The following is a 20,035-nucleotide window of genomic DNA, read 5'->3' on the forward strand; positions in this document are numbered from 1 at the left end:
GCCGGATGTTATGTGGTTAAGAAAACATCAATAAAATGAACATTTATAATTTATAAACACATTTGTTCATAAATGTAAGCCATAAAAATCAAATAAGACAATATTTCGGCCATATTTTGTGAAAAAATCAGATCTGCGTTAGAATTTGTTCAAAATTTTGGCCTGCACCTCTGGCAGATTTCTGTAAAAGGTGCTTATCTGTAAAAACGGAAAACAAAAGTTCACATGACAACAGTTTCAAAAAACACGAAAGCAGCCCCGGTAAGCTCCGTTTCTTCGATGGACTATGACGCCTCAGGACTTAGTATGAATGAAGAAGAGTTATTGGCCCGTATTGCCTGGTTTTATTACCACGATGGTCTCACGCAGGGGGATATCGGGGATCTGCTCGGTCTGACACGGCTGAAAGTTTCGCGTTTGCTCGAAAAAGGACGTCAGTCCGGCGTCATCCGGGTGCAGATAAATTCCCGGTTTGAAGGCTGTCTTGAACTTGAAGATATTCTGAAAAAAAGATTTTCGTTAAAGCAAATTCGCATACTCCCGGCACTGAACGGTCCGGAAATCCATACCCGCCTCGGCGTGGCCGGTGCACATCTGCTGATGTCACAGCTTTCGCCCGGCCAGTTGCTGGCAGTCGGGTTCGGGGAGGCGGCAATGGCGACATTGCAGCATCTGAGCGGGTTTGTCTCTTCGCAGCAGATCCGTCTGGTGACACTTTCCGGCGGCGTCGGGCAGTACATGACCGGCATCGGCCAGCTTGATGCCAACTGCCCGGTCAGCATTATTCCTGCACCATTACGGGCATCAAGTGCTGCAGTGGCGGCGACATTCCGTCAGGAACGCAGCGTGCAGGATGTGCTGATGGCAGCCAGTGCAGCGGATATTGCCGTTGTCGGCCTGGGTGCGGTAAATCAGAAACAGGATGCGACCATTATGCGTTCCGGCTATATCAGCAGTGGTGAGCAACTGATGCTGGCACGGCGCGGAGCGGTCGGGGATATCCTTGGCTACTTTATCGGGCGCGAAGGGGAACTGACAGAAGAAGTGGAGATGCACCGCGAACTTATCGGCATCACCCCCGCAGAACTGAAAAATATTCCGACGGTGGTCGGAGTGGCGGGCGGTGAGGAAAAAGCCGAGGTGATTGTGGCGGCACTGCTGGGGGGCTATATCAACTCCCTGGTGACAGACGAGCAGACAGCGCGGGTGATGCTGACATTATTAACCTGATGCACTGACTGTCCCGCAGACGAAAATCACGCTGTATTTCATGGTGTAACGGTATCAGTCCAATTGAATTTGTGAGGATGGCGACATGAATCAGATTACGGGCAGCGGCTCATCAGAAAAATACCTGATGGCGCTGGATGCGGGAACAGGCAGTATCAGAGCCGTTATTTTTGATCTTCACGGCAATCAGGTGGCGGTCGGACAGGCGGAGTGGCGTCACAATGAGCTGCCGGATGTACCGGGCTCGATGGAATTTGATCTGCCGGTGAACTGGCAGCTGGCGTGTCACTGTATTGCGCTGGCACTGAAAAATGCCGGTCTGCCTGCTTCGGCGATTGCCGGGGTGGCGGCCTGTTCAATGCGTGAAGGCATTGTACTGTATGACCGCAACGGCGAACCGATCTGGGCATGTGCCAACGTGGATGCGCGCTCAAGCCATGAAGTCAGTGAATTAAAAGAGCTGTACGATAACACTTTTGAATATGATGTTTATCAGTGCTCCGGCCAGACCTTAGCCCTCGGCGCAATGCCGCGTCTGCTGTGGCTGGCACACCACCGGCCTGATATCTACCGGCAGGCGGGCACACTCACCATGATCAGCGACTGGCTGGCCTGCAAACTGACCGGTGAGCTGGCGGTTGACCCTTCCAACGCAGGTACCACCGGGATGCTGGATCTGAAAACCCGTGACTGGCGGCCGGGCCTGCTGGAAATGGCAGGGCTGCGCGCGGATATTCTCTCTCCTGTTAAAGAAACCGGTACTGTACTGGGTTATATCACAGCGAATGCCGCGAAAGAGTCCGGTCTGGCGGAAGGCACGCCGGTGGTGATGGGCGGCGGGGATGTCCAGCTGGGTTGTCTCGGGCTGGGCGTGGTCAGAGCGGGACAAACTGCGGTGCTCGGCGGCACGTTCTGGCAGCAGGTGGTGAATTTACCTGCACCGGTCACTGATCCGGATATGAATACCCGCATCAACCCGCATGTGATCCCGGGGATGGTGCAGGCGGAATCCATCAGTTTCTTTACCGGCCTGACGATGCGCTGGTTCCGTGATGCGTTCTGTGCGGAAGAAAAAATCATCGCTGAACGTCTCGGCGTGGATACTTACTCATTACTGGAAGATATGGCCGCCCGGGTGCCCGCCGGCTCTCACGGCATCATGCCGATTTTCTCCGATGTGATGCGGTTTAAATCCTGGTATCACGCGGCGCCTTCCTTTATTAACCTCTCCATTGATGCGGAAAAGAGTAACAAAGCCTCGCTGTTCCGCGCACTGGAGGAGAACGCTGCGATTGTTTCATCCCTCAATCTTGATCTGATTGCTAAATTCAGTGGTGTGAAGGCTGATTCACTGGTGTTCGCCGGTGGTGGTTCGAAAGGCAAGTTGTGGAGCCAGATCCTGGCGGATGTTACCGGGGTACCGGTGCGGGTACCGGTCGTAAAAGAAGCCACGGCGCTGGGGTGTGCGATCGCCGCCGGAGCGGGTGTCGGGTTATATGATGATATGGTGACGGCGGGTGAGAGTCTGGTGCAGTGGCAGCATGAGTATCAGCCAAATCCGGCACACCGTGAGGTTTATGACAAAGCCAAACAGAACTGGCAGAAGGTGTATGCGGACCAGCTTTCGCTGGTGGATTCCGGCCTGACGACATCGATGTGGAAGGCGCCGGGATTAAAATAAACCCTCATTTCAGTAAAAAGCAGAGATACCGTATGTCCGGGTAAACCTGCGATGACGGGCAAAGGAAACGAAAAGCATGCGCGTCATGGATGACGCGCCTGAGCGCACAGGGATGTGTTTACAGCGACTTTTCGTTTTTGCCCGTCATCAGCAGAGACACTGAATTAACAGAGATCTCTGCTTTTTCAACACTCAGACTGCTGCGATCACTTTGATTTCGACTTTATAATCCGGGTGCATCAGAGCAGCTTCCACGGTGCAGCGCACCGGCGCACTGCCTTTCGCGACCCATGCATCCCAGGCGGTATTCATACCGGCAAAATCGGCTTTGTCTGCCAGGAAAATGGTCGCATCGAGGATTTTGCTTTTATCTGAACCGGCGCGGGCCAGAATTTTATCGATCGCGTGCAGGGCACTGGTGGTCTGGGCCGTAATATCGCCGCTCAGATCTTCCGGAACACTGGTGTAATAAACGGTGTTGTTGTGTACAACCGCTTCAGACCAGCGGTCTTCCGGATCAATTCGCTGAATTGTCATTCTCTCTCCTGTAAATATATCCAGTTTCTTACACGGCAAGGTGGTGCTATTGCTCAACCCTTGGCATAATTAGCGCCTATTTTGTCAGAAGAGAACGCGCGTGTCAGACGATTTTGCAAAAAACGGCCGCTTAGCCCGTGTCATTCCCGGTTTTCAGCCAAGGGAAGCTCAGGTCACTATGTCGGCGGCGATCAGCCGGATAATTGAAACGCAGGGGCAACTGGTGGCGGAAGCCGGAACCGGGACCGGCAAAACTTTTGCTTATCTGGTGCCCGCGCTGCGTGCCGGAAAGAAAACTATTATTTCCACCGGCTCCAAAGCGTTGCAGGATCAGCTCTATAACCGCGATCTCCCCACCATTATTCAGGCGCTGGATTATGACGGCAGGGTGGCGCTGCTCAAAGGGCGCTCGAACTATCTCTGTCTGGAGCGGCTGGAGCAGCAGACTCTCGGCGATATTAATATGGAGCCGGAAACCCTCACGCAGATAGTGGCGGCGCGACGCTGGGCAACGGCGACGGAGCTGGGGGATATCACCACCTGTCACGATATTCCGGAAGACAGCCCGGTCTGGCCGCTGATCACCAGTACCAACGATAACTGCCTCGGCAGCGACTGCCCGCAATATAAAGAATGCTTTGTGCTGAAGGCCCGGCGCAAGGCGCTGGAAGCGGATGTGGTGGTGGTCAACCATCATCTGTTTATGGCTGACCGCGTGGTGAAAGACACCGGTTTCGGGGAGCTTATCCCTGAGGCGGATGTGATTATTTTCGATGAGGCGCATCAGATCCCGGATATCGCCAGTCAGTATTTCGGCCAGCAGCTCAGCAGCCGTCAGTTATTTGATCTCACCCGCGATATCACATTAGCTTACCGCAGTGAGCTGCGTGACCAGGCACAGTTACAGAAATGTGCGGATCGCCTGACCATGAGTGTGCAGGATTTCCGGCTGGCACTCGGTGATACCGGTTTTCGCGGTAATCTGCGGGAATTGCTGGCACAGCCGCAGTTTCAGCGGGCACTCACCTTGCTCGATGATGCTCTGGAACTCTGTTATGACGTGATGAAGCTCTCCCTCGGTCGTTCCGCCATGCTGGATGCGGCGTTTGAACGGGCGACCCTGTACCGCAATCGCCTCAAACGGCTGAAAGATGTCTCGATTCCCGGTTACAGTTACTGGTTTGAAAGCTATGGCCGTCATTTCCTGCTGGCACTGACACCGCTGACCGTGGAAGACAAATTCCGCGAAATGATGAGTAATCAGAAAATGGCGTGGGTATTTACATCCGCGACACTGTCGGTGAATGATGATCTGCACCATTTTACCCGCCGCCTCGGGCTGGATAACGCCGAAACCCTGATCCTGCCGAGCCCGTTTAATTATCAGGAACAGACTCTGCTCTGTGTGCCGCGTTTTCTGCCGTCGCCGAATCAGTACGGTGCGGCAAAACAGCTGGCGGAACAACTGCGCCCGCTGATCAATCTTAACCGTGGACGCTGTTTCTTTTTATGCACCTCACACCAGATGATGCGTGATCTTGCCGCTGAATTCCGTCAGTCACTGACACTGCCGGTACTGGTGCAGGGGGAAACCAGTAAAACACAGCTGCTCCGTGATTTTATCTCCTCCGGTAATGCCTTGCTGGTAGCTACCGCCAGTTTCTGGGAAGGGGTGGATGTGCGTGGTGATGCACTGACCTGTGTCATCATCGACAAGCTGCCGTTTACCGCGCCTGATGACCCGCTGCTGAAAGCCCGCATGGAAGATTGTCAGGTACGCGGTGGCGATCCGTTCCGTGATGTCCAGATCCCGGATGCGGTGATCAGCCTCAAACAGGGGGTCGGGCGGCTTATCCGTGATACGGAGGATTACGGCGTGATTGTTATCTGCGATAACCGGATTGTGATGCGCCCTTACGGGGAAATCTTCCTGAAAAGTCTGCCGCCGTCGCCACGGACCCGTTCGCTGACCAAAGCTGCGGAATTTCTGGCAGCACGGCAGTCACAGCGTCGCACAGCGGAATAACACTGAATCAGTTTCGCAATAAAAGTCACTGTTACCGTGATTTTTTTGTTACCATAAACCTTATTTATTTGCCGGAGTTATGGCATGTCCAGCCGAATTTTAGCCTTAGATACAGCAACAGAAGCCTGTTCCGTTGCACTTTACAACAATGGTGAGATCACCGCCGATTTTGCCGTCACCCCCCGCGAACACACACAGCGCATTCTGCCGATGGTGCAGGCCGTACTGGCACAGCAGAATCTCTCTCTCCGTGATCTTGATGCACTGGCCTTTGGTCAGGGGCCGGGCAGCTTTACCGGCGTGCGGATTGGTGTCGGGATTGCGCAGGGTCTGGCACTGGGCGCTGAACTGCCGATGATCGGTGTCTCATCGCTGGAAACCATGGCGGAAGGGGTTTTCCGTACTACCGGGCTCGCCCGTGTGCTGGTTGCCATTGATGCCCGCATGGATGAAGTGTACTGCGCGGCGTATGTCCGTGATGAGCAGGGCATTTTCCGGCAGGAACTGGCGGAAGCGGTGCTGAAACCGGCTGATTTTGTCACGCGCTGTGCCGCACTCACCGGCGAATGGAGACTGGCCGGCACCGGCTGGGCGGCGTATCCGCAGATGCAGGAAACGCTGACTCTCAGTACTCAGATGACAGAGATTACGCTGCCGCATGCACAGGATATGCTGCCGCCGGCACTGAATGCACTGCGCCGCGGGGAAACGTCTGTACCTGAGTCAGCGGAGCCGGTATATCTGCGTAACGAAGTGACCTGGAAGAAATTACCGGGCCGGGAATGACGTAAAAAAATAGCCTGCGTCAATTGTTGAACCGGCAATCATCAGCCACAATAAATGAATACTATCCGTCACAGGAGCTCATATCATGATGAATCGCTTACGGGGCAGTCTGAAGTATGGTGTTGTGATTTTATCACTGGCGCTGGCCGGCTGCGCCACAGTACCGGAATCCATTAAGGGCAGCGGCACCACGATGCTGACGGATTTTCAGGCCGTTCAGAAAGCGCCGCAGGCTTACAAAGGGATGGAAGCGCGTTTCGGCGGGCGGGTACTCAGCGTGCAGAATCAGCCGGATATGACACAGCTGGAAATCGCGGTGATGCCGCTGAACAGCACCGGTGCGCCATTCCTGGGTTCAACGATCACCGGCCGGATGTATGCCCGGATCAACAGTTTTATGGAGCCGGATAACTTCCGCGACCAGTATGTCACGGTGGTCGGGCTGATGAACGGCACACAAGCCGGTAAGATAGGCGATGTTCCTTATACTTTCCCGGTGATTGATGTCACCGGTTTCCAGCGCTGGCACCAGGCACGGCAGGTGATTATGCCGCCGCCGGTGTATGGTCCGGATCCGTGGCGCTGGCATAACGGGTACTACGGTGGCGGCTATTATGGCGGCGGCTGGTACTATCCGCCGGGACCGGCAGTGGTGCAGGATTATTTAGTGCCTTAATCGCGCGGATTTGCGGGTATGGTAACCTTAAAGTTCAGCATAAATGCGGATTTGAGTGTATAATCCCGCCCGTGACGATAAGCAGGAATGATTATCCTCACCTTGTTACAGTGAATAGATTAAGAGGCGGCATTTGCCGCCTCGATTGTTATCTGGCTTTATAAAACAAATTAGTGATGTGACTCTCAACCTGAAACAGAAAAATTATCCGAAAACGCCGTTTTATGTAAATACTTTATTTATGTAAATATTTTGTTAACACCGGCGGGTCATGAGATGAGCAGCAATAATCAGGAGTAAAACCTTGGAAAGAGTCTGGCTTAAACACTATCCGGAAGATGTCCCGGCAGATATCAATCCTGACACCTATGCCTCAATGGCAGAGATGCTGGAGAATGCGGTATCACGCTTTGCGGACCAGCCCGCCTTTATCAATATGGGCGAGGTGATGACCTACCGGAAACTGGAAGAGCGAAGCCGCGCATTTGCCGCTTACCTGCAAAACGGACTGGGGCTGAAAAAAGGGGATCGCATCGCGCTGATGATGCCGAACTTACTGCAGTACCCGATAGCCTTGTTCGGGATCCTGCGGGCAGGGATGGTGGTGGTGAACGTCAACCCCCTCTATACACCAAGAGAGTTAGAACATCAGTTAAATGACAGCGGCTGTGCCGCTATTGTGATTGTTTCCAATTTTGCACACACCCTCGAAAAAATCGTTTATAACACGCCAATCCGCCATGTGATCCTGACCCGTATGGGGGATCAGCTTTCCCGTCCGAAAGCCACGTTGGTGGATTTTGTGGTCAAATATATCAAGCGTCTGGTGCCGAAATATAATCTGCCGGATGCTATCTCATTCCGCCGCGTTATCCATCAGGGTTACCGCATGCAGTATGTCAAACCGGAAATTCACCGTGAAGACCTGGCATTTCTGCAATACACCGGCGGTACCACCGGGGTGGCCAAAGGTGCGATGCTGACTCACCGCAATATGCTGGCAAATCTCGAGCAGGCGCGGGCGGCCTATATTCCGGAGCTGAATGTCGGCAAGGAACTAATTGTCACCGCACTGCCGCTGTATCACGTCTTTGCCCTGACGGTAAACTGTCTGCTGTTTATTGAAATCGGCGGCCGTAATCTGCTTATCACTAACCCGCGAGATGTCAGCGGGACGATTAAAGAGCTGAGCAAATACCCGTTCACGGCTATTACCGGGGTAAATACCCTGTTTAATGCCTGGATCAACAATCCGGAATTTCACAAACTCGATTTCTCCACCCTGAATCTTTCAGTCGGCGGCGGTATGCCGGTGCAGAAAGCGGTGGCGGAAAACTGGGAAAAACTGACCGGCAAACATCTGCTGGAAGGCTACGGACTGACAGAATGCTCTCCGCTGGTCGCCGGTAACCCGCATAACCTGAAAAGTTACAGCGGGAGTATCGGATTCCCGGTACCGTCCACAGAGATCCGCCTGCTGGATGATGACGGCACGGATGTACAGGAAGGGCTGCCGGGTGAAATGTGGGTCCGTGGTCCGCAGGTGATGAAAGGGTACTGGAACCGCCCGGATGCCACCGCTGAAGTGCTGAAAGATGGCTGGGTTGCCACCGGGGATATTGCACAGTTTGATGAAAACGGTTTTCTGCACATCGTGGACCGCAAAAAAGACATGATTCTGGTGTCCGGTTTCAACGTCTATCCGAATGAAGTTGAGGATGCGGTCATGCTGCATCCGGCAGTACTGGAGTGTGCCGCTATCGGTGTGGAGAGTGAAAGCTCCGGTGAGACCGTGAAGATTTTTGTGGTCCGCAAAGATAAATCACTGACAGAAGATGATTTACGTCTGCACTGCCGCCGTTATCTGACAGGTTATAAAGTCCCGAAAATCATTGAGTTCCGTGATGAATTGCCGAAATCTAATGTCGGTAAAATTCTGCGCCGCGAACTGCGCGATGAGGAAAAGCACAAAACGGATGTTCAGCCGGTTGCATGACACCACATCAGGCCGCAGAATAATAACGCCGGTTAAAACCGGCGTTTATCTGTTCTGTTACGACTATTGATTGAAATACCCTGATCTGTTGAATTATTCTGTATCACATCACTTAACCACGTCGTCAAAGACTAAGAGAAGTTGTTTTGAATTATCAGTTGATTACCAGCGATACACACCTTGCCGCCTATTGCGGACAGGTTACCGGCAAACCTTATCTTGCTCTGGACACCGAGTTTGTCCGGATACGAACCTATTATCCGCATCTCGGTCTGGTTCAGCTTTATGACGGGGAGCATCTCGCACTGGTCGATCCGCTGGGGATCACTGACTGGACACCGCTGAAAACCTTACTGACTGCACCGGATATGATCAAATATCTCCATGCGGGCAGTGAGGATATCGAAGTCTTTTTCAACTGCATGGGATGTGTGCCGCAGCCGCTGGTGGATACCCAGGTGCTGGCCGCCTTTACCGGGCATCCGCTCTCCTGCGGATTTGCCACGCTGGTGGAAACCTACCTCGGCGTTACCCTGGATAAAAGTGAATCCCGCACTGACTGGCTGGCACGTCCGCTGACAGAAAAACAGTGTGAATATGCAGCGGCGGATGTGTATTACCTGCTGCCGCTGGCGGAAAAACTGACTGAAAAAGTTCGTGCGGCCGGTTACCTGGCTTCTGCGGAAGAAGAGTGTGCCATGATGGCGCAGCGCCGTATTACCCAGACTGACCCGGCTGAAGCCTACCGCGATTTCAGCGGTGCCGCACAACTGCGCCCGCAGCAACTGGCCTGTTTACAGAAACTGGCACAATGGCGGCTGGAACAGGCGCGTCAGCGTGATATGGCGGTCAATTTTGTGGTACGTGAAGAACATCTGTGGAAAGTGGCGCGCTATATGCCGACGTCACTGGGCGAACTGGACGGACTGGGGCTGACCGGACAGGAAATCCGCTGTCACGGCAGACGTCTGCTGGCGTTAACGGAAGAAAGCCGTGCACTGAATGAGGCTGATTATCCGGCACCGGTGGAAAATGTGTCCGATCATCCGTTATACCGCAAAACGTTCAAGGCGATTAAAGCACGCATTACTGAGCTGAGCGAAGCGGAACAATTCAGTCCGGAGCTGCTGGCATCACGCCGTCAGATTAACCAGTATCTGAATAAAGTGTGGGGATTCAAAATATCATCCGAAGAGCCGGAACTGCTGAGCGGCTGGCGTAAGCCGTTGCTGGAATCTGTACTGGCAGAGGTGGTTACCGGTATTGAGGCCGGTGCTGTCTGCGGGGAATAAACAGCAAAAAACACGGCGGGGTAAGCCGCCGTGTTATCAGTCACAGTAACGGTACTATTTTACCGCCTCGTCTTTCTTCGTGCCTTCATCGCCTTCAGGCAGCGTGACGTTCAGTTCAAGAACGGATATATCATCACCTTTCTGCTCAAACTGGACAGACAGCATCTCCGGATCAACCTGAACATACTTGCAGATAACTGCCAGTAAATCGCGTTTCAGATCCGGAAGGTAATTCGGTTCAGATTCACCGCGGCGACGCTCTGCAACAATGATTTGCAAACGTTCTTTTGCAATATTAGCTGTCGGTTTTTTTCTCGACAGGAAGAAGTCTAACAGCGCCATGGTTTACCCCCCGAATAAGCGTTTTAAGAAACCTTTTTTCTCTTCCTCAATGAAACGGAAAGGACGATCTTCACCCAGAATACGGGCGACGGTATCGTCATAAGCTTTGCCTGCATCTGATTCCTGATCCAGAATCACCGGCTCACCCTGGTTGGATGAACGCAGAACAGACTGATCTTCCGGAATCACACCGATAAGCGGGATGCACAGGATTTCCAGCACATCTTCCATACTCAGCATATCACCGCGGCTGACACGGCCCGGGTTGTAACGGGTAAGCAGCAGATGCTCTTTAATCGGCTCCTGTCCCTGTTCCGCACGACGGGATTTGGAGGACAGGATCCCGAGAATACGGTCAGAGTCACGGACAGATGAAACTTCAGGGTTGGTGGTAATAATGGCTTCATCAGCAAAATAGAGCGCCATCAGTGCGCCGCTCTCAATCCCTGCCGGGGAGTCACAGATGATGAAATCAAAGTCCATCTCACCTAATTCGTTCAGCACTTTCTCCACGCCTTCGCGGGTCAGTGCATCTTTATCGCGGGTCTGCGAAGCAGGCAGGATAAATAAATTTTCAGTCCGCTTATCTTTGATAAGAGCCTGATTCAGTGTGGCATCGCCCTGAATAACGTTCACGAAGTCATACACGACGCGACGCTCACACCCCATGATTAAGTCAAGGTTACGCAGACCGATATCAAAATCGATCACAACGGTTTTCTTTCCTTTCTGGGCAAGGCCGGTCGCTATGGCCGCGCTGGAAGTGGTTTTGCCTACGCCACCTTTACCTGAAGTAACAACTAAAATGCGTGCCATGGAATTATTCCTTGTTAAAGGTCTATATTAGATTGTTGATAGTGAGTTCATTATTAACCAGACTGAGTTTGGCCGCTTTCCCTGCGAATTCGCCCGGGATTTGATCACTCAGCCAATATTGTCCGGCGATAGAAATCAGTTCCGCATGCAGGTGAGTGCAGAAAATCTGGCTTTCCGTATCACCTGCCGCACCGGCTAACACACGTCCGCGCATCAGCCCGTAAATATGAATATTACCATCCGCAATGAGTTCCGCGCCCGCGCTGACATTGGCGGTCACGATAAGGTCACTGTTCGGGGCATAAATGCGCTGACCGGAACGGACAGGCACATTAATCAGCCGGGTCTTCCGGCAGGATGAATCTGCGGCGGATGATGCTGCCGGTGTTTCAGGCTCCGGCGCTTCCGGTTCAGCAACACGGGCACTCTTGCCCTCATTAAGCAGCGGAAGCCCGCTGCGGGTTGCGGCCCGGCGCATTTTCTCATCCTGACAGCCGCTGATCCCGACAATCCGTAAACCGGCGTCAGTGACGGCACGGCAGATAATTTTCAGGTTCGCGCCGGATGAAATCTGGCTGACATTAAGCACAACAGGAGCATTTTGGAAAAAGGCCGGCGCCTGGCTGACTTTTTCGCGCACAGCCTGTTCAATAATCTGAGGATCCTCATTATTCAGATGAAGAACCGAAAGTGTGAAGTTACTGCCTTTAAGATCAATTGGCGATGGTGACATCTGTCCGACTCAGTATAATTAGCGGCCCGCTATTCAGCCATATATAAATTGCATTGCAGCGACGCAATGCCGGGTAACGATATTATCAAAAACAATAGCATGTTATAGTTAGTGCCATTTACTGGCAAGTCACGATTTGATTTAAACGGGATAATTCCAATGTTGTGTGCAATTTACAGAAGTCCGAACCGCGATCAAACCTATTTGTTCATCGAAAAGAAAGATGATTTTTCCCGTGTCCCGGAAGAGTTGCTGAAAAGTTTCGGCAAGCCCGTCTTCAGCATGCTGATCAACCTTGCAAACCGCGATAAACTGGCCAATGCGGATATTGAGAAAGTGAAACAGGAACTGACAGATGCCGGTTATTATCTGCAGTTCCCGCCACCGGTGGAAGATCTGTTATCAGAATACCGGGATACACTGAATATTCAGGATAAATCCTAATAATAATCCCCGCGAAATAACCAGAAAGGATATCGCTATGCGCCTGACATTATTAAGCGCCGTGATTATTACGGCATCGCTGACGGCATGCAGTGCATCTCAGACTCCGGTATCACCGGCCAAATTAACGGCTGATGCTCCGGCAGTGCAGCAGCCGGCCGCTGCACGGTTGTCCGTGGCGGATTTACAGCGGGAATTTCCGGCTGACTCACGGACAGCAGAACAATTTCCGGCCTATGCTGAGCAGCTGAAAGTGATGGCGCGTCAGGAGGGTATTAAAGAATCCACACTGACCCGCGCTTTTGAGAATTTTCATTTTATCGAACGTGTTATAACGTCTGATAAAAACCAGCCTGAGAAAAAAGTCACACTGGATGATTACCTGGCCCGCCGTGTGACCAAAGGCGCAGTCAGCGCTGCAGTTAAACAGCATGATGCCAATGCGGCGCTGTTATCCGGTATCAGTCAGCGTTACGGCGTGCCGCAGGAATATATTGTCTCCCTGTGGGGACTGGAAAGCGGTTTCGGTCGTTATCAGGGTAAAGAAGATGTGATTTCCGCCCTGGCAACCCTGGCCTATGAAGGCCGCCGCGAAGAGATGTTTATTAAACAGTTTATCGCAGCACTGCAGATTATCGACCAGGGCCATATCCCGGCGGATCAGCAGCTGAAAGGCTCCTGGGCCGGTGCGATGGGACAGAACCAGTTTATGCCGACCAGCTATCTGACTTATGCCGTGGACGGTGATGGTGACGGCGTGGTGGATATCTGGAATAACAAAGCGGATGTGTTTGCTTCCACGGCGAATTATCTGGCTACTGAAGGCTGGGTAAAAGGGCTGCCGTGGGGATATGAAGTGACTGTTCCTGCAGGCTTTGACCGCAGCATTGAGGGAACAAAGAAAAACCAGAGCAAAACACTGGCGCAGTGGAAGGCCCTGGGTGTGACACTCCCTGCACAGGCAAATCTGCCGGAATCGACCCCTATGTGGTTAGTCGTACCGGAAGATAAGCAGGAGCGGGTGTATCTGGTCACACAGAACTTTATCACCATCATGCACTGGAACCGCTCGTACTTCTTTGCTCTCAGCGTTTCGCTGATGGCAGATAATGTCGGTGCGGAAATCCGCTGATGTCATCAGAATAATAAATTAAAGGGGTAAGACTATGTATCAGCATCGTGACTGGCAGGGCGCTCTCCTGGATTTTCCGGTCGGGAAAGTGGTATGTGTGGGGCTGAATTATGCAAAGCATGTTGCGGAGATGAAATCACAGGCATCCGCAGAACCCCTTCTTTTTATTAAACCTGAAACAGCACTGTGCGACCTGCGTCAGCCGGTCGCCATTCCGAAAGAGTTCGGTGAAGTGCATCACGAAACCGAACTGGCGGTTCTGATCGGTGCACCGCTGAAACAGGCCAATGAAGATCGCTGTGCCCGGGCGATTGCCGGTTTTGGTGTCGCGCTGGACTTAACACTGCGCGATGTGCAGATGAAATTAAAGGCGGCAGGGCAGCCGTGGGAAAAAAGTAAGGCATTTGACGGCTCTGCGCCGGTGTCCGGGTTTATTCCGGTCAATGAATTCCCGGATCCGCAAAATGTCACGCTGAGCCTGACCGTTAATAATGAATTGCGCCAGCAGGGAAACACCCGCGAAATGCTGACGCCGGTGATACCGCTGATTAGCTATATGTCCCGCTATTTTACACTGCGTCCGGGGGATATTATCCTGACCGGCACACCGGAAGGTGTCGGACCTCTGGTATCAGGCGATATGCTGAAAATCTCTGTAAATGATCACATGCTGACCACGCGGATTATCTGAAACGGGTCAGCCACGAAGTAAAAGGAAAAAAGAACATGTCTCAACCATTCTGGACGGTGAAAACCCTCGATGAAATGAGTGACGAAGAGTGGGAATCACTGTGTGATGGCTGCGGGCAATGCTGTTTGCAGAAACTGATGGACGCAGACACCGATGAAATTTATTTCACCGATGTGGCCTGCAACCAGCTGGATATTAAAAGCTGCCAGTGCCGTCATTATGAAGACCGTTTCCGCTATGAACCGGACTGCATCAAACTGACGCGGGAAAACCTGCCGACATTTGACGCCTGGCTGCCGATGACCTGTGCTTACCGCCTGGTCATGGAAGGCAAACCGTTATTACCCTGGCACCCGCTAATCAGCGGATCCAAATCCCTGATGCACCAGAAAGGCATTACCGTCCGCCATATAGCCGTCACCGAAAGCGTGGTACAGAACTGGGAAGACCATATCCTGAATAAGCCGGAAGGCGGGTTTTAACTGCGGATATTATATTATTCCGGATATATACCCCGCCGGAATAATATAACCCAGAAATCAATTTATTTACCATTTTTACCAATCCTGATTTTAACTGTCACATCAGGTAATGACTCATTGCAGATGATTGCCTCGCCATTATTAAATAACAAGATTATTATTTTGATAAAATAACAATGCATAGTCATTATAGTTATGGTATGAACACTCTCCGACAAAACTGGTCTTTTATATAAATATTTTCCGGTAGTCTGTATTCTGTTTTATTTTTAATATTTGAGAAATTCATCTTCATACGATATATTCAGAAGAAATATTGCGTGGATGATTATGATGAAAATAGTGATGCTGGATAAGAAAAAATACTCTGAATCTGTTATAAGACAATCATTATATTGGGTTTCTTCAGAATCAGCATGGAATTTAAAAGAAAGTAATGATTTTTTTGAAGTTACACTTAAAAATAGTAACGAAGGTTTAATTTTTACATTTGAGCGACTGCTTAATGATTATTTACTACGTGAGAAGGCTGAACGGCAAACAAAGCTGATAAGAGAATCAATCATAAATAAGGTATTGATGAGTATTGATGCGAGGTTATCAAAGTGAATCTTTTGCCGTTCAACTTTAATCGCATTAGTGATAATCGATTTTTTATCAGTAACTTAGCTGGTTTTTCATCAGTTATTGATGAGAGTTCACTGAATGAACTTATTGACCACGGTAAAACAAAAAACAGTGATATAAATCGAGGTCTGGAAGAAAAATTTTTTATTAGTGATGATCTTTTTACGGCAGAAAAAGTACTAGCTGCGGCATTGGGAAAAAAAATGGCCGCAGAAATGAAGTTTGCACCTATTTTTATGATAGTCCCGACACTGCGATGTGATCATACCTGTAAATATTGCCAGGTCAGCAGGGCATCATTAAGTGCAAAAAATATGGATCTGAAAGATGAGTATATTCCGGTTATAATATCATTAATAAAAAAGTTATCGTCGGCACCCTATAAAATTGAAATACAAGGGGGAGAACCCCTGCTGCGCTTTGACTTAATAGTGAAAATATATCAGGAAGCATCATCGCAGTTGGGTGAAAATAATTTTGAACTCATTATTGCAACAAGCTTGTCATTACTCAATGATGAAATGGTAAGTTGGTCTGTTGATAAACAGGTTTATTATTCAGTTTCACTGGATGGAAATGAATTAGTACATAACAAAAACAGGATATTGCCATCAAAAAACTCGTATGCGCTCGCTGTGAGTAATATAAAGAAACTTCAGGATAGTATAGGAAAAGATAAAGTTGCGACAATAACTACAGTTACAAGGGCATTAATATCTCAGCCGGAAGCTATTCTGGATGCACATAAAGAGCTGGGTATTTATGATTTATTCATCCGGCCGGTCAGTCCTTACGGGTTTGCAGAAAAGAAAGATGAATATTCAATGGCTGAGTATCTTCTTTTTTACAGAAAATTACTGGATATTATCGTTGACTGTAATCAATCAGGGATTAGGTTTACCGAGCATTCAGCAGCTATTCATATCAAGCGCTTGTATAATCCTTTATTTTGTGGTTATGCGGATTTGAAGTCACCGGGAGGGCTGGTATTTAACAGCTTACTGTTTAACTATGATGGAAAATTGTATGGCAGTGATGAAAGCAGAATGCTGCAAAAAGTTTATCCGGAAATCGATTTTTCAATAGGCAGTATTAATGATCTCTCATTCCGGGCTAATGCCATCTATCCCCATCTGTTAAACAACTCGTTTAATATGGTACAGGCAGGATGTGAAACCTGTGCATATCAGCCATTTTGTGGGGTAGATCCCTGTCAGAATATCAGTCTGTTTGGTGAACCGGTTGGTAACAAAAGTTTATCCCGCTTTTGTCGTTATCATAAAGGAATGTTTGATCTGCTGATATCCGGAATGAGTCGGGAGTCATATGAAGCAGAATTGCTGAAAGGGTGGTCTCATGTGTGAAGTAAAAAGAAAGGATGCATTTGAATCAGCGGATAACATTCCTTCCGGTTACTATCAGCTTTACAAAAATAAGCTATCTTCACCTGAATTTTACTTTGATAATATTATTGTTTCTGGTAGTCAGGATGAACCTTGTGATATGACAGGCGCAGTGTACTGCATTGTTGACCCTGTCTTGTATGATAGTATCGAAAATGGCGACATTGTATCTGTTAATAATAAAAGAATGCGGGTTATTCTCTCAGGGAAGGCAAATCATAATACCCTGTTGGTAACAGAACGTTGTAATAATCTCTGTCTTTTTTGTTCTCAGCCACCCAAAAAAGATAATGACGACTGGCTGTTAAATGTCGCATCAAAGGCAATAATCGCATTTAAATCAAAGAAATTAATCGGTATCAGTGGCGGAGAGCCATTACTGTATGGTGAGCAGTTTATTCAATTCTTACAATATATTAAAGACTATAGCCCGGATACCCCTCTGCATATTCTTACGAACGGCAGAGCATTCGGCGACTTTGATTTTACAAAAAAAATAGCGGCTGTAGTAGATGGTATGTCAGTATCATTTGGTATCCCGCTTTATTCAGTGTCAGCAGAAAGGCATGATGAAATAACGGGCAGCTCAGGTTCTTTCCGGGATACAGTCAGCGGAATTATCAATGCCGGAAATTCCGGGATTAATATTGAATTAAGATTTATTCCGGTGAGTATGAATTACCGGGATTTAAGTGCAGTAACAGAAATGGCAGGACGGGTTTTTTCTAATATAAATCAGATATCTGTAATGAATCTTGAAGCTCAGGGATGGGCACGGAAAAACTGGGAACAACTGTATCAGGAACCTGAAGTTTATAAAAATGATTTGTCAGTTGCGGTACAAACAGCCGAAAGATGCCAATTACCAATAGTATTATTTAATTATCCTCTGTGCCATATACCGGAAACTCTGTGGCCTTATAGTGTACAATCTATTTCAGACTGGAAAAATTACTATCCTCCGGCGTGTAGCGGATGCCGGAAAATGGATGAATGTGGTGGTTATTTCAGTTCTTCTTACGGAAAATATCATCAGTTACCGAGGGCTTTTTTATGAAAAAATGGAATTTAGCCGCCTTATTTCCCGGTTTTTTTATGCTGAGTCAGCAGGCGATTGCTGAGCCGGCTGTGTTGCCGGATAGTGCCGGTTCTCTTTTACCTGAGGACCTGGTGTTTTCACCGCTTAATACAGAAACCCCTCTTTATATCGCCGGGCACCGGAGTCACAGTTCACACAGAAGTCACAGTAGTCACAGTTCACACCGTTCATCTTCAGGTGGCGGGTATTATCGTTCATCCCCGGTATATTCCTCACCAGCGTATTCAGAACCGTCAGGAAATTCATCACAAAGAGCCGCCGGGAACACTGGCAGACGGGATTTTTCTCAGAATATTAATCAGACCACGACGACAACGGAACAACGTAAGCGGTTGATTATGCGGGTTCAGTATGCATTATTTGAACGCCATTATTTTGGCGGAAACATCGACGGTGTGATGGGACCACAAACACGTGATGCAATTACCCGTTACAGAAATGCAAATAAGTTACCCGGTAATGTGTATATTGATGCAGACCTGCTTAATTCATTAAGTATTTACGCAACAAACTGATTTTTTGATTTAATTACAAGCAGGTTTCTATGAAAACAATAGTTTTCTGTGCTGCATTAACGTTAGTGACCGGCAGCGCTTTTGCCGATGAATATCTGTATAACTACCGTTATGACGGTGATCCTTATGGCTATAATTACGATGTCTCCGGTACGGATGATTACGGGAATAGTGTTGAAGGGAATATTGATATTCAGGGTAAATACGGAAGCGGTGTGATTACGAATACCGAAGGTGAAGAGGTTGATGTGGATGTTGAATGGGATGGCTACGGTGTTCTTGTCGCGGAAGATGAGTCTGGAAATATCTACGATCTTGAAGTTGAATAATGAATGCAGTAATAGTACCAAATGCACCGGAAAAAATATCCGGTGCATTTTTTACGACATAACTCACTGCTTATTATTTTGTACTGACAACGGCAATATACCGCAGGCGATCACGGTTCTGCCGAAAATGGCGGAACATTTGTAAAAACTGCGGGCGGTTCTCTTTTTTCAGGGCGTTGCGGATGATTTTCAGTGTGCCGGAAAGTCCCTCATCGTGCAGCATGCCTTTTGGGGTCATCAGTGTCATCGCACCCTCCGAGCGGATCACATCACGGAAACCTGCGTCACGGAACAGTGCCAGCCAGTCATCACTCAGCATTGGTTGTGCTTTAACATGAATGGCTGCCTGCATTTCCTGTGTGACACACTCATCCTCACGCCGTTCTGTCAGCGCAATATCGTGGGTCAGCAGACGGCCGCCGGGCTTCAGCACACGGAAATATTCCTGTAACAGACGGGCTTTGGCTTTATCCGCATACATGGTCAGCATGGCTTCATTGATAACCACATCAAAATGGTTATCCGGGAACGGCAGTTTTGAGGCATCCGCTTCCTGCACGGTGATAAGGTGCGACAGCCCGTTAGCGAGGATATTTTTCCGCGCATTGGCAAGTGCCTGTTTATCCATATCAATGCCGGTAATATGACACTGAAAACGCTGTGCGATTTCAATCGCGGTGGTGCCCATATTGCAGGCAATTTCCAGCACCCGGCTGTCGGTCTGCAACCCGCTGTGTGTCAGCAGCCATTCTGTGGCGGTGCGGCCACCTGGGCGCAGGCGTTTTTTTCCCAGACGCGCCAGAAATTTGTGTCCGGCTTCATGGCCGGTATGTGTGCTTTCCATTATTCAGTCCTGTTTGTTTTCCGGTTCACGTAACATCACCAGCAGCATTTTTGCCCGCTCCGGTGCGTCCACAGCATGAGGAATATTGGCCGGCATACGGACAATATCCCCGGGTTTTGCCGTCACCGGTTTTCCGGCGATGGTCAGGATCAGTGAACCTTCGGCAATCATCACAATGGCATCAAACGGGGCGCTGTGCTCAGAGAGCGCCTGGCCTTTATCAAAGGCAAACAGGGTGATATTGCCGCCGCCGTTTTTGGCGAGAACGCGGCTGGAAATACCTTGCTCGGTGTAGTTCACCAGGTCGGCAATCACTAATGCTTCTGCCGGGGTAATCGTGTTATTGCTCATAAT

At 49.7% G+C, this 20,035-nt stretch carries 22 protein-coding genes; 16 read left to right on the plus strand and 6 right to left on the minus strand.

Annotated features, from left to right (window positions below; translation table 11 throughout):
* Positions 1-279: 279 nt before the first annotated feature.
* On the plus strand, positions 280-1,230 hold the full coding sequence (lsrR, locus tag ACSBQN_RS05580) for a transcriptional regulator LsrR (protein WP_046024608.1): 951 nt from the start codon (positions 280-282) through the stop codon (positions 1,228-1,230).
* Between the two features lie 85 nt (positions 1,231-1,315).
* Positions 1,316-2,911: an autoinducer-2 kinase gene (gene lsrK / locus ACSBQN_RS05585; RefSeq protein WP_064483138.1), complete on the plus strand. Its 1,596-nt coding sequence runs from the start codon at positions 1,316-1,318 to the stop codon at positions 2,909-2,911.
* A gap of 192 nt (positions 2,912-3,103) precedes the next feature.
* Here the strand turns inward: lsrK and ACSBQN_RS05590 are convergent, their stop codons facing one another.
* Positions 3,104-3,448, minus strand: coding sequence for a RidA family protein (locus ACSBQN_RS05590; RefSeq protein ID WP_004237501.1), 345 nt, complete (start codon positions 3,446-3,448; stop codon positions 3,104-3,106).
* A 100-nt stretch (positions 3,449-3,548) separates the two neighbouring features.
* Here ACSBQN_RS05590 and ACSBQN_RS05595 point away from each other — a divergent pair, with 100 nt between their 5' ends.
* From ACSBQN_RS05595 to rnd, 5 genes are all read left to right on the plus strand, one after another.
* A complete protein-coding gene (locus ACSBQN_RS05595; RefSeq protein ID WP_214177139.1) occupies positions 3,549-5,474 on the plus strand; it encodes an ATP-dependent DNA helicase in 1,926 nt (641 codons plus the stop codon).
* A gap of 84 nt (positions 5,475-5,558) precedes the next feature.
* Positions 5,559-6,260, plus strand: coding sequence for a tRNA (adenosine(37)-N6)-threonylcarbamoyltransferase complex dimerization subunit type 1 TsaB (gene tsaB / locus ACSBQN_RS05600; RefSeq protein WP_152696354.1), 702 nt, complete (start codon positions 5,559-5,561; stop codon positions 6,258-6,260).
* 85 nt (positions 6,261-6,345) lie between these two features.
* Entirely contained in the window at positions 6,346-6,936 is a 591-nt protein-coding gene (locus ACSBQN_RS05605; protein WP_004237505.1) for a Slp family lipoprotein, read from the plus strand.
* A 304-nt stretch (positions 6,937-7,240) separates the two neighbouring features.
* Positions 7,241-8,932, plus strand: a complete 1,692-nt coding sequence (gene fadD, locus ACSBQN_RS05610) for a long-chain-fatty-acid--CoA ligase FadD (protein WP_024472996.1) — start codon at positions 7,241-7,243, stop codon at positions 8,930-8,932.
* A gap of 146 nt (positions 8,933-9,078) precedes the next feature.
* Positions 9,079-10,224 (plus strand): ribonuclease D, encoded by a 1,146-nt coding sequence (rnd, locus tag ACSBQN_RS05615; protein ID WP_024472997.1) that lies wholly within the window; start codon positions 9,079-9,081, stop codon positions 10,222-10,224.
* A gap of 54 nt (positions 10,225-10,278) precedes the next feature.
* Here the strand turns inward: rnd and minE are convergent, their stop codons facing one another.
* From minE to minC, 3 genes are read right to left on the minus strand one after another with little or no spacing between them, the layout of a single operon-like run.
* Positions 10,279-10,566, minus strand: coding sequence for a cell division topological specificity factor MinE (gene minE / locus ACSBQN_RS05620; RefSeq protein WP_354632797.1), 288 nt, complete (start codon positions 10,564-10,566; stop codon positions 10,279-10,281).
* Positions 10,567-10,569: 3 nt separating this feature from the next.
* Positions 10,570-11,382, minus strand: a complete 813-nt coding sequence (gene minD, locus ACSBQN_RS05625; protein ID WP_004237510.1) for a septum site-determining protein MinD — start codon at positions 11,380-11,382, stop codon at positions 10,570-10,572.
* A 22-nt stretch (positions 11,383-11,404) separates the two neighbouring features.
* Positions 11,405-12,115 (minus strand): septum site-determining protein MinC, encoded by a 711-nt coding sequence (gene minC / locus ACSBQN_RS05630; protein WP_004237512.1) that lies wholly within the window; start codon positions 12,113-12,115, stop codon positions 11,405-11,407.
* Between the two features lie 159 nt (positions 12,116-12,274).
* Between minC and ACSBQN_RS05635 the strand changes: the two genes are divergently transcribed.
* The 9 genes from ACSBQN_RS05635 to ACSBQN_RS05675 all read left to right on the plus strand — a co-directional run bounded on the left by ACSBQN_RS05635 (position 12,275) and on the right by ACSBQN_RS05675 (position 18,837).
* On the plus strand, positions 12,275-12,559 hold the full coding sequence (locus ACSBQN_RS05635; protein ID WP_015422698.1) for a YcgL domain-containing protein: 285 nt from the start codon (positions 12,275-12,277) through the stop codon (positions 12,557-12,559).
* A gap of 37 nt (positions 12,560-12,596) precedes the next feature.
* Complete coding sequence (locus ACSBQN_RS05640) at positions 12,597-13,691, plus strand: lytic murein transglycosylase (RefSeq protein WP_024472999.1); 1,095 nt, start codon at positions 12,597-12,599, stop codon at positions 13,689-13,691.
* A gap of 34 nt (positions 13,692-13,725) precedes the next feature.
* On the plus strand, positions 13,726-14,382 hold the full coding sequence (locus tag ACSBQN_RS05645; protein ID WP_004237515.1) for a fumarylacetoacetate hydrolase family protein: 657 nt from the start codon (positions 13,726-13,728) through the stop codon (positions 14,380-14,382).
* Between the two features lie 35 nt (positions 14,383-14,417).
* On the plus strand, positions 14,418-14,864 hold the full coding sequence (locus tag ACSBQN_RS05650) for a YcgN family cysteine cluster protein (protein ID WP_024473000.1): 447 nt from the start codon (positions 14,418-14,420) through the stop codon (positions 14,862-14,864).
* A gap of 330 nt (positions 14,865-15,194) precedes the next feature.
* Positions 15,195-15,473, plus strand: a complete 279-nt coding sequence (gene hxsD, locus ACSBQN_RS05655; RefSeq protein ID WP_227989307.1) for a His-Xaa-Ser system protein HxsD — start codon at positions 15,195-15,197, stop codon at positions 15,471-15,473.
* Positions 15,470-16,855, plus strand: a complete 1,386-nt coding sequence (gene hxsB / locus ACSBQN_RS05660) for a His-Xaa-Ser system radical SAM maturase HxsB (RefSeq protein ID WP_024473002.1) — start codon at positions 15,470-15,472, stop codon at positions 16,853-16,855. The genes hxsD and hxsB overlap by 4 nt, the downstream gene beginning before the upstream one ends.
* The gene (hxsC, locus tag ACSBQN_RS05665; RefSeq protein ID WP_024473003.1) at positions 16,848-17,951 is read left to right on the plus strand and encodes a His-Xaa-Ser system radical SAM maturase HxsC; all 1,104 of its coding nucleotides are present in this window, start codon (positions 16,848-16,850) and stop codon (positions 17,949-17,951) included. Before hxsB ends, hxsC begins: the two co-directional genes overlap by 8 nt.
* Entirely contained in the window at positions 17,948-18,508 is a 561-nt protein-coding gene (hxsA, locus tag ACSBQN_RS05670; RefSeq protein WP_024473004.1) for a His-Xaa-Ser repeat protein HxsA, read from the plus strand. The genes hxsC and hxsA overlap by 4 nt, the downstream gene beginning before the upstream one ends.
* A 29-nt stretch (positions 18,509-18,537) precedes the next feature.
* Positions 18,538-18,837, plus strand: coding sequence for a hypothetical protein (locus tag ACSBQN_RS05675; RefSeq protein WP_024473005.1), 300 nt, complete (start codon positions 18,538-18,540; stop codon positions 18,835-18,837).
* A 73-nt stretch (positions 18,838-18,910) separates the two neighbouring features.
* On the opposite strand, the gene ACSBQN_RS05680 is transcribed toward ACSBQN_RS05675, so the two are convergent.
* Positions 18,911-19,681, minus strand: a complete 771-nt coding sequence (locus tag ACSBQN_RS05680; RefSeq protein ID WP_024473006.1) for a class I SAM-dependent methyltransferase — start codon at positions 19,679-19,681, stop codon at positions 18,911-18,913.
* Positions 19,682-19,684: 3 nt separating this feature from the next.
* Positions 19,685-20,032, minus strand: a complete 348-nt coding sequence (locus ACSBQN_RS05685) for a cupin domain-containing protein (protein WP_004237520.1) — start codon at positions 20,030-20,032, stop codon at positions 19,685-19,687.
* Positions 20,033-20,035: the final 3 nt, after the last annotated feature.

It is taken from the genome of Morganella sp. B601 (genome assembly GCF_051172335.1).
Taxonomy (GTDB): domain Bacteria; phylum Pseudomonadota; class Gammaproteobacteria; order Enterobacterales; family Enterobacteriaceae; genus Morganella; species Morganella morganii.

What these genes read in the sequence shown, in the direction of transcription:
- lsrR (WP_046024608.1), top strand. Translation starts at nt 280, where the DNA reads ATGGACTATGACGCCTCAGGACTTAGTATGAATGAAGAAGAGTTATTG.
- lsrK (WP_064483138.1), top strand. Translation starts at nt 1,316, where the DNA reads ATGAATCAGATTACGGGCAGCGGCTCATCAGAAAAATACCTGATGGCG.
- ACSBQN_RS05590 (WP_004237501.1), bottom strand. Translation starts at nt 3,448, where the DNA reads ATGACAATTCAGCGAATTGATCCGGAAGACCGCTGGTCTGAAGCGGTT.
- tsaB (WP_152696354.1), top strand. Translation starts at nt 5,559, where the DNA reads ATGTCCAGCCGAATTTTAGCCTTAGATACAGCAACAGAAGCCTGTTCC.
- ACSBQN_RS05605 (WP_004237505.1), top strand. Translation starts at nt 6,346, where the DNA reads ATGATGAATCGCTTACGGGGCAGTCTGAAGTATGGTGTTGTGATTTTA.
- minE (WP_354632797.1), bottom strand. Translation starts at nt 10,566, where the DNA reads ATGGCGCTGTTAGACTTCTTCCTGTCGAGAAAAAAACCGACAGCTAAT.
- minD (WP_004237510.1), bottom strand. Translation starts at nt 11,382, where the DNA reads ATGGCACGCATTTTAGTTGTTACTTCAGGTAAAGGTGGCGTAGGCAAA.
- minC (WP_004237512.1), bottom strand. Translation starts at nt 12,115, where the DNA reads ATGTCACCATCGCCAATTGATCTTAAAGGCAGTAACTTCACACTTTCG.
- ACSBQN_RS05635 (WP_015422698.1), top strand. Translation starts at nt 12,275, where the DNA reads ATGTTGTGTGCAATTTACAGAAGTCCGAACCGCGATCAAACCTATTTG.
- ACSBQN_RS05640 (WP_024472999.1), top strand. Translation starts at nt 12,597, where the DNA reads ATGCGCCTGACATTATTAAGCGCCGTGATTATTACGGCATCGCTGACG.
- ACSBQN_RS05645 (WP_004237515.1), top strand. Translation starts at nt 13,726, where the DNA reads ATGTATCAGCATCGTGACTGGCAGGGCGCTCTCCTGGATTTTCCGGTC.
- ACSBQN_RS05650 (WP_024473000.1), top strand. Translation starts at nt 14,418, where the DNA reads ATGTCTCAACCATTCTGGACGGTGAAAACCCTCGATGAAATGAGTGAC.
- hxsD (WP_227989307.1), top strand. Translation starts at nt 15,195, where the DNA reads ATGATGAAAATAGTGATGCTGGATAAGAAAAAATACTCTGAATCTGTT.
- hxsC (WP_024473003.1), top strand. Translation starts at nt 16,848, where the DNA reads ATGTGTGAAGTAAAAAGAAAGGATGCATTTGAATCAGCGGATAACATT.
- hxsA (WP_024473004.1), top strand. Translation starts at nt 17,948, where the DNA reads ATGAAAAAATGGAATTTAGCCGCCTTATTTCCCGGTTTTTTTATGCTG.
- ACSBQN_RS05675 (WP_024473005.1), top strand. Translation starts at nt 18,538, where the DNA reads ATGAAAACAATAGTTTTCTGTGCTGCATTAACGTTAGTGACCGGCAGC.
- ACSBQN_RS05680 (WP_024473006.1), bottom strand. Translation starts at nt 19,681, where the DNA reads ATGGAAAGCACACATACCGGCCATGAAGCCGGACACAAATTTCTGGCG.
- ACSBQN_RS05685 (WP_004237520.1), bottom strand. Translation starts at nt 20,032, where the DNA reads ATGAGCAATAACACGATTACCCCGGCAGAAGCATTAGTGATTGCCGAC.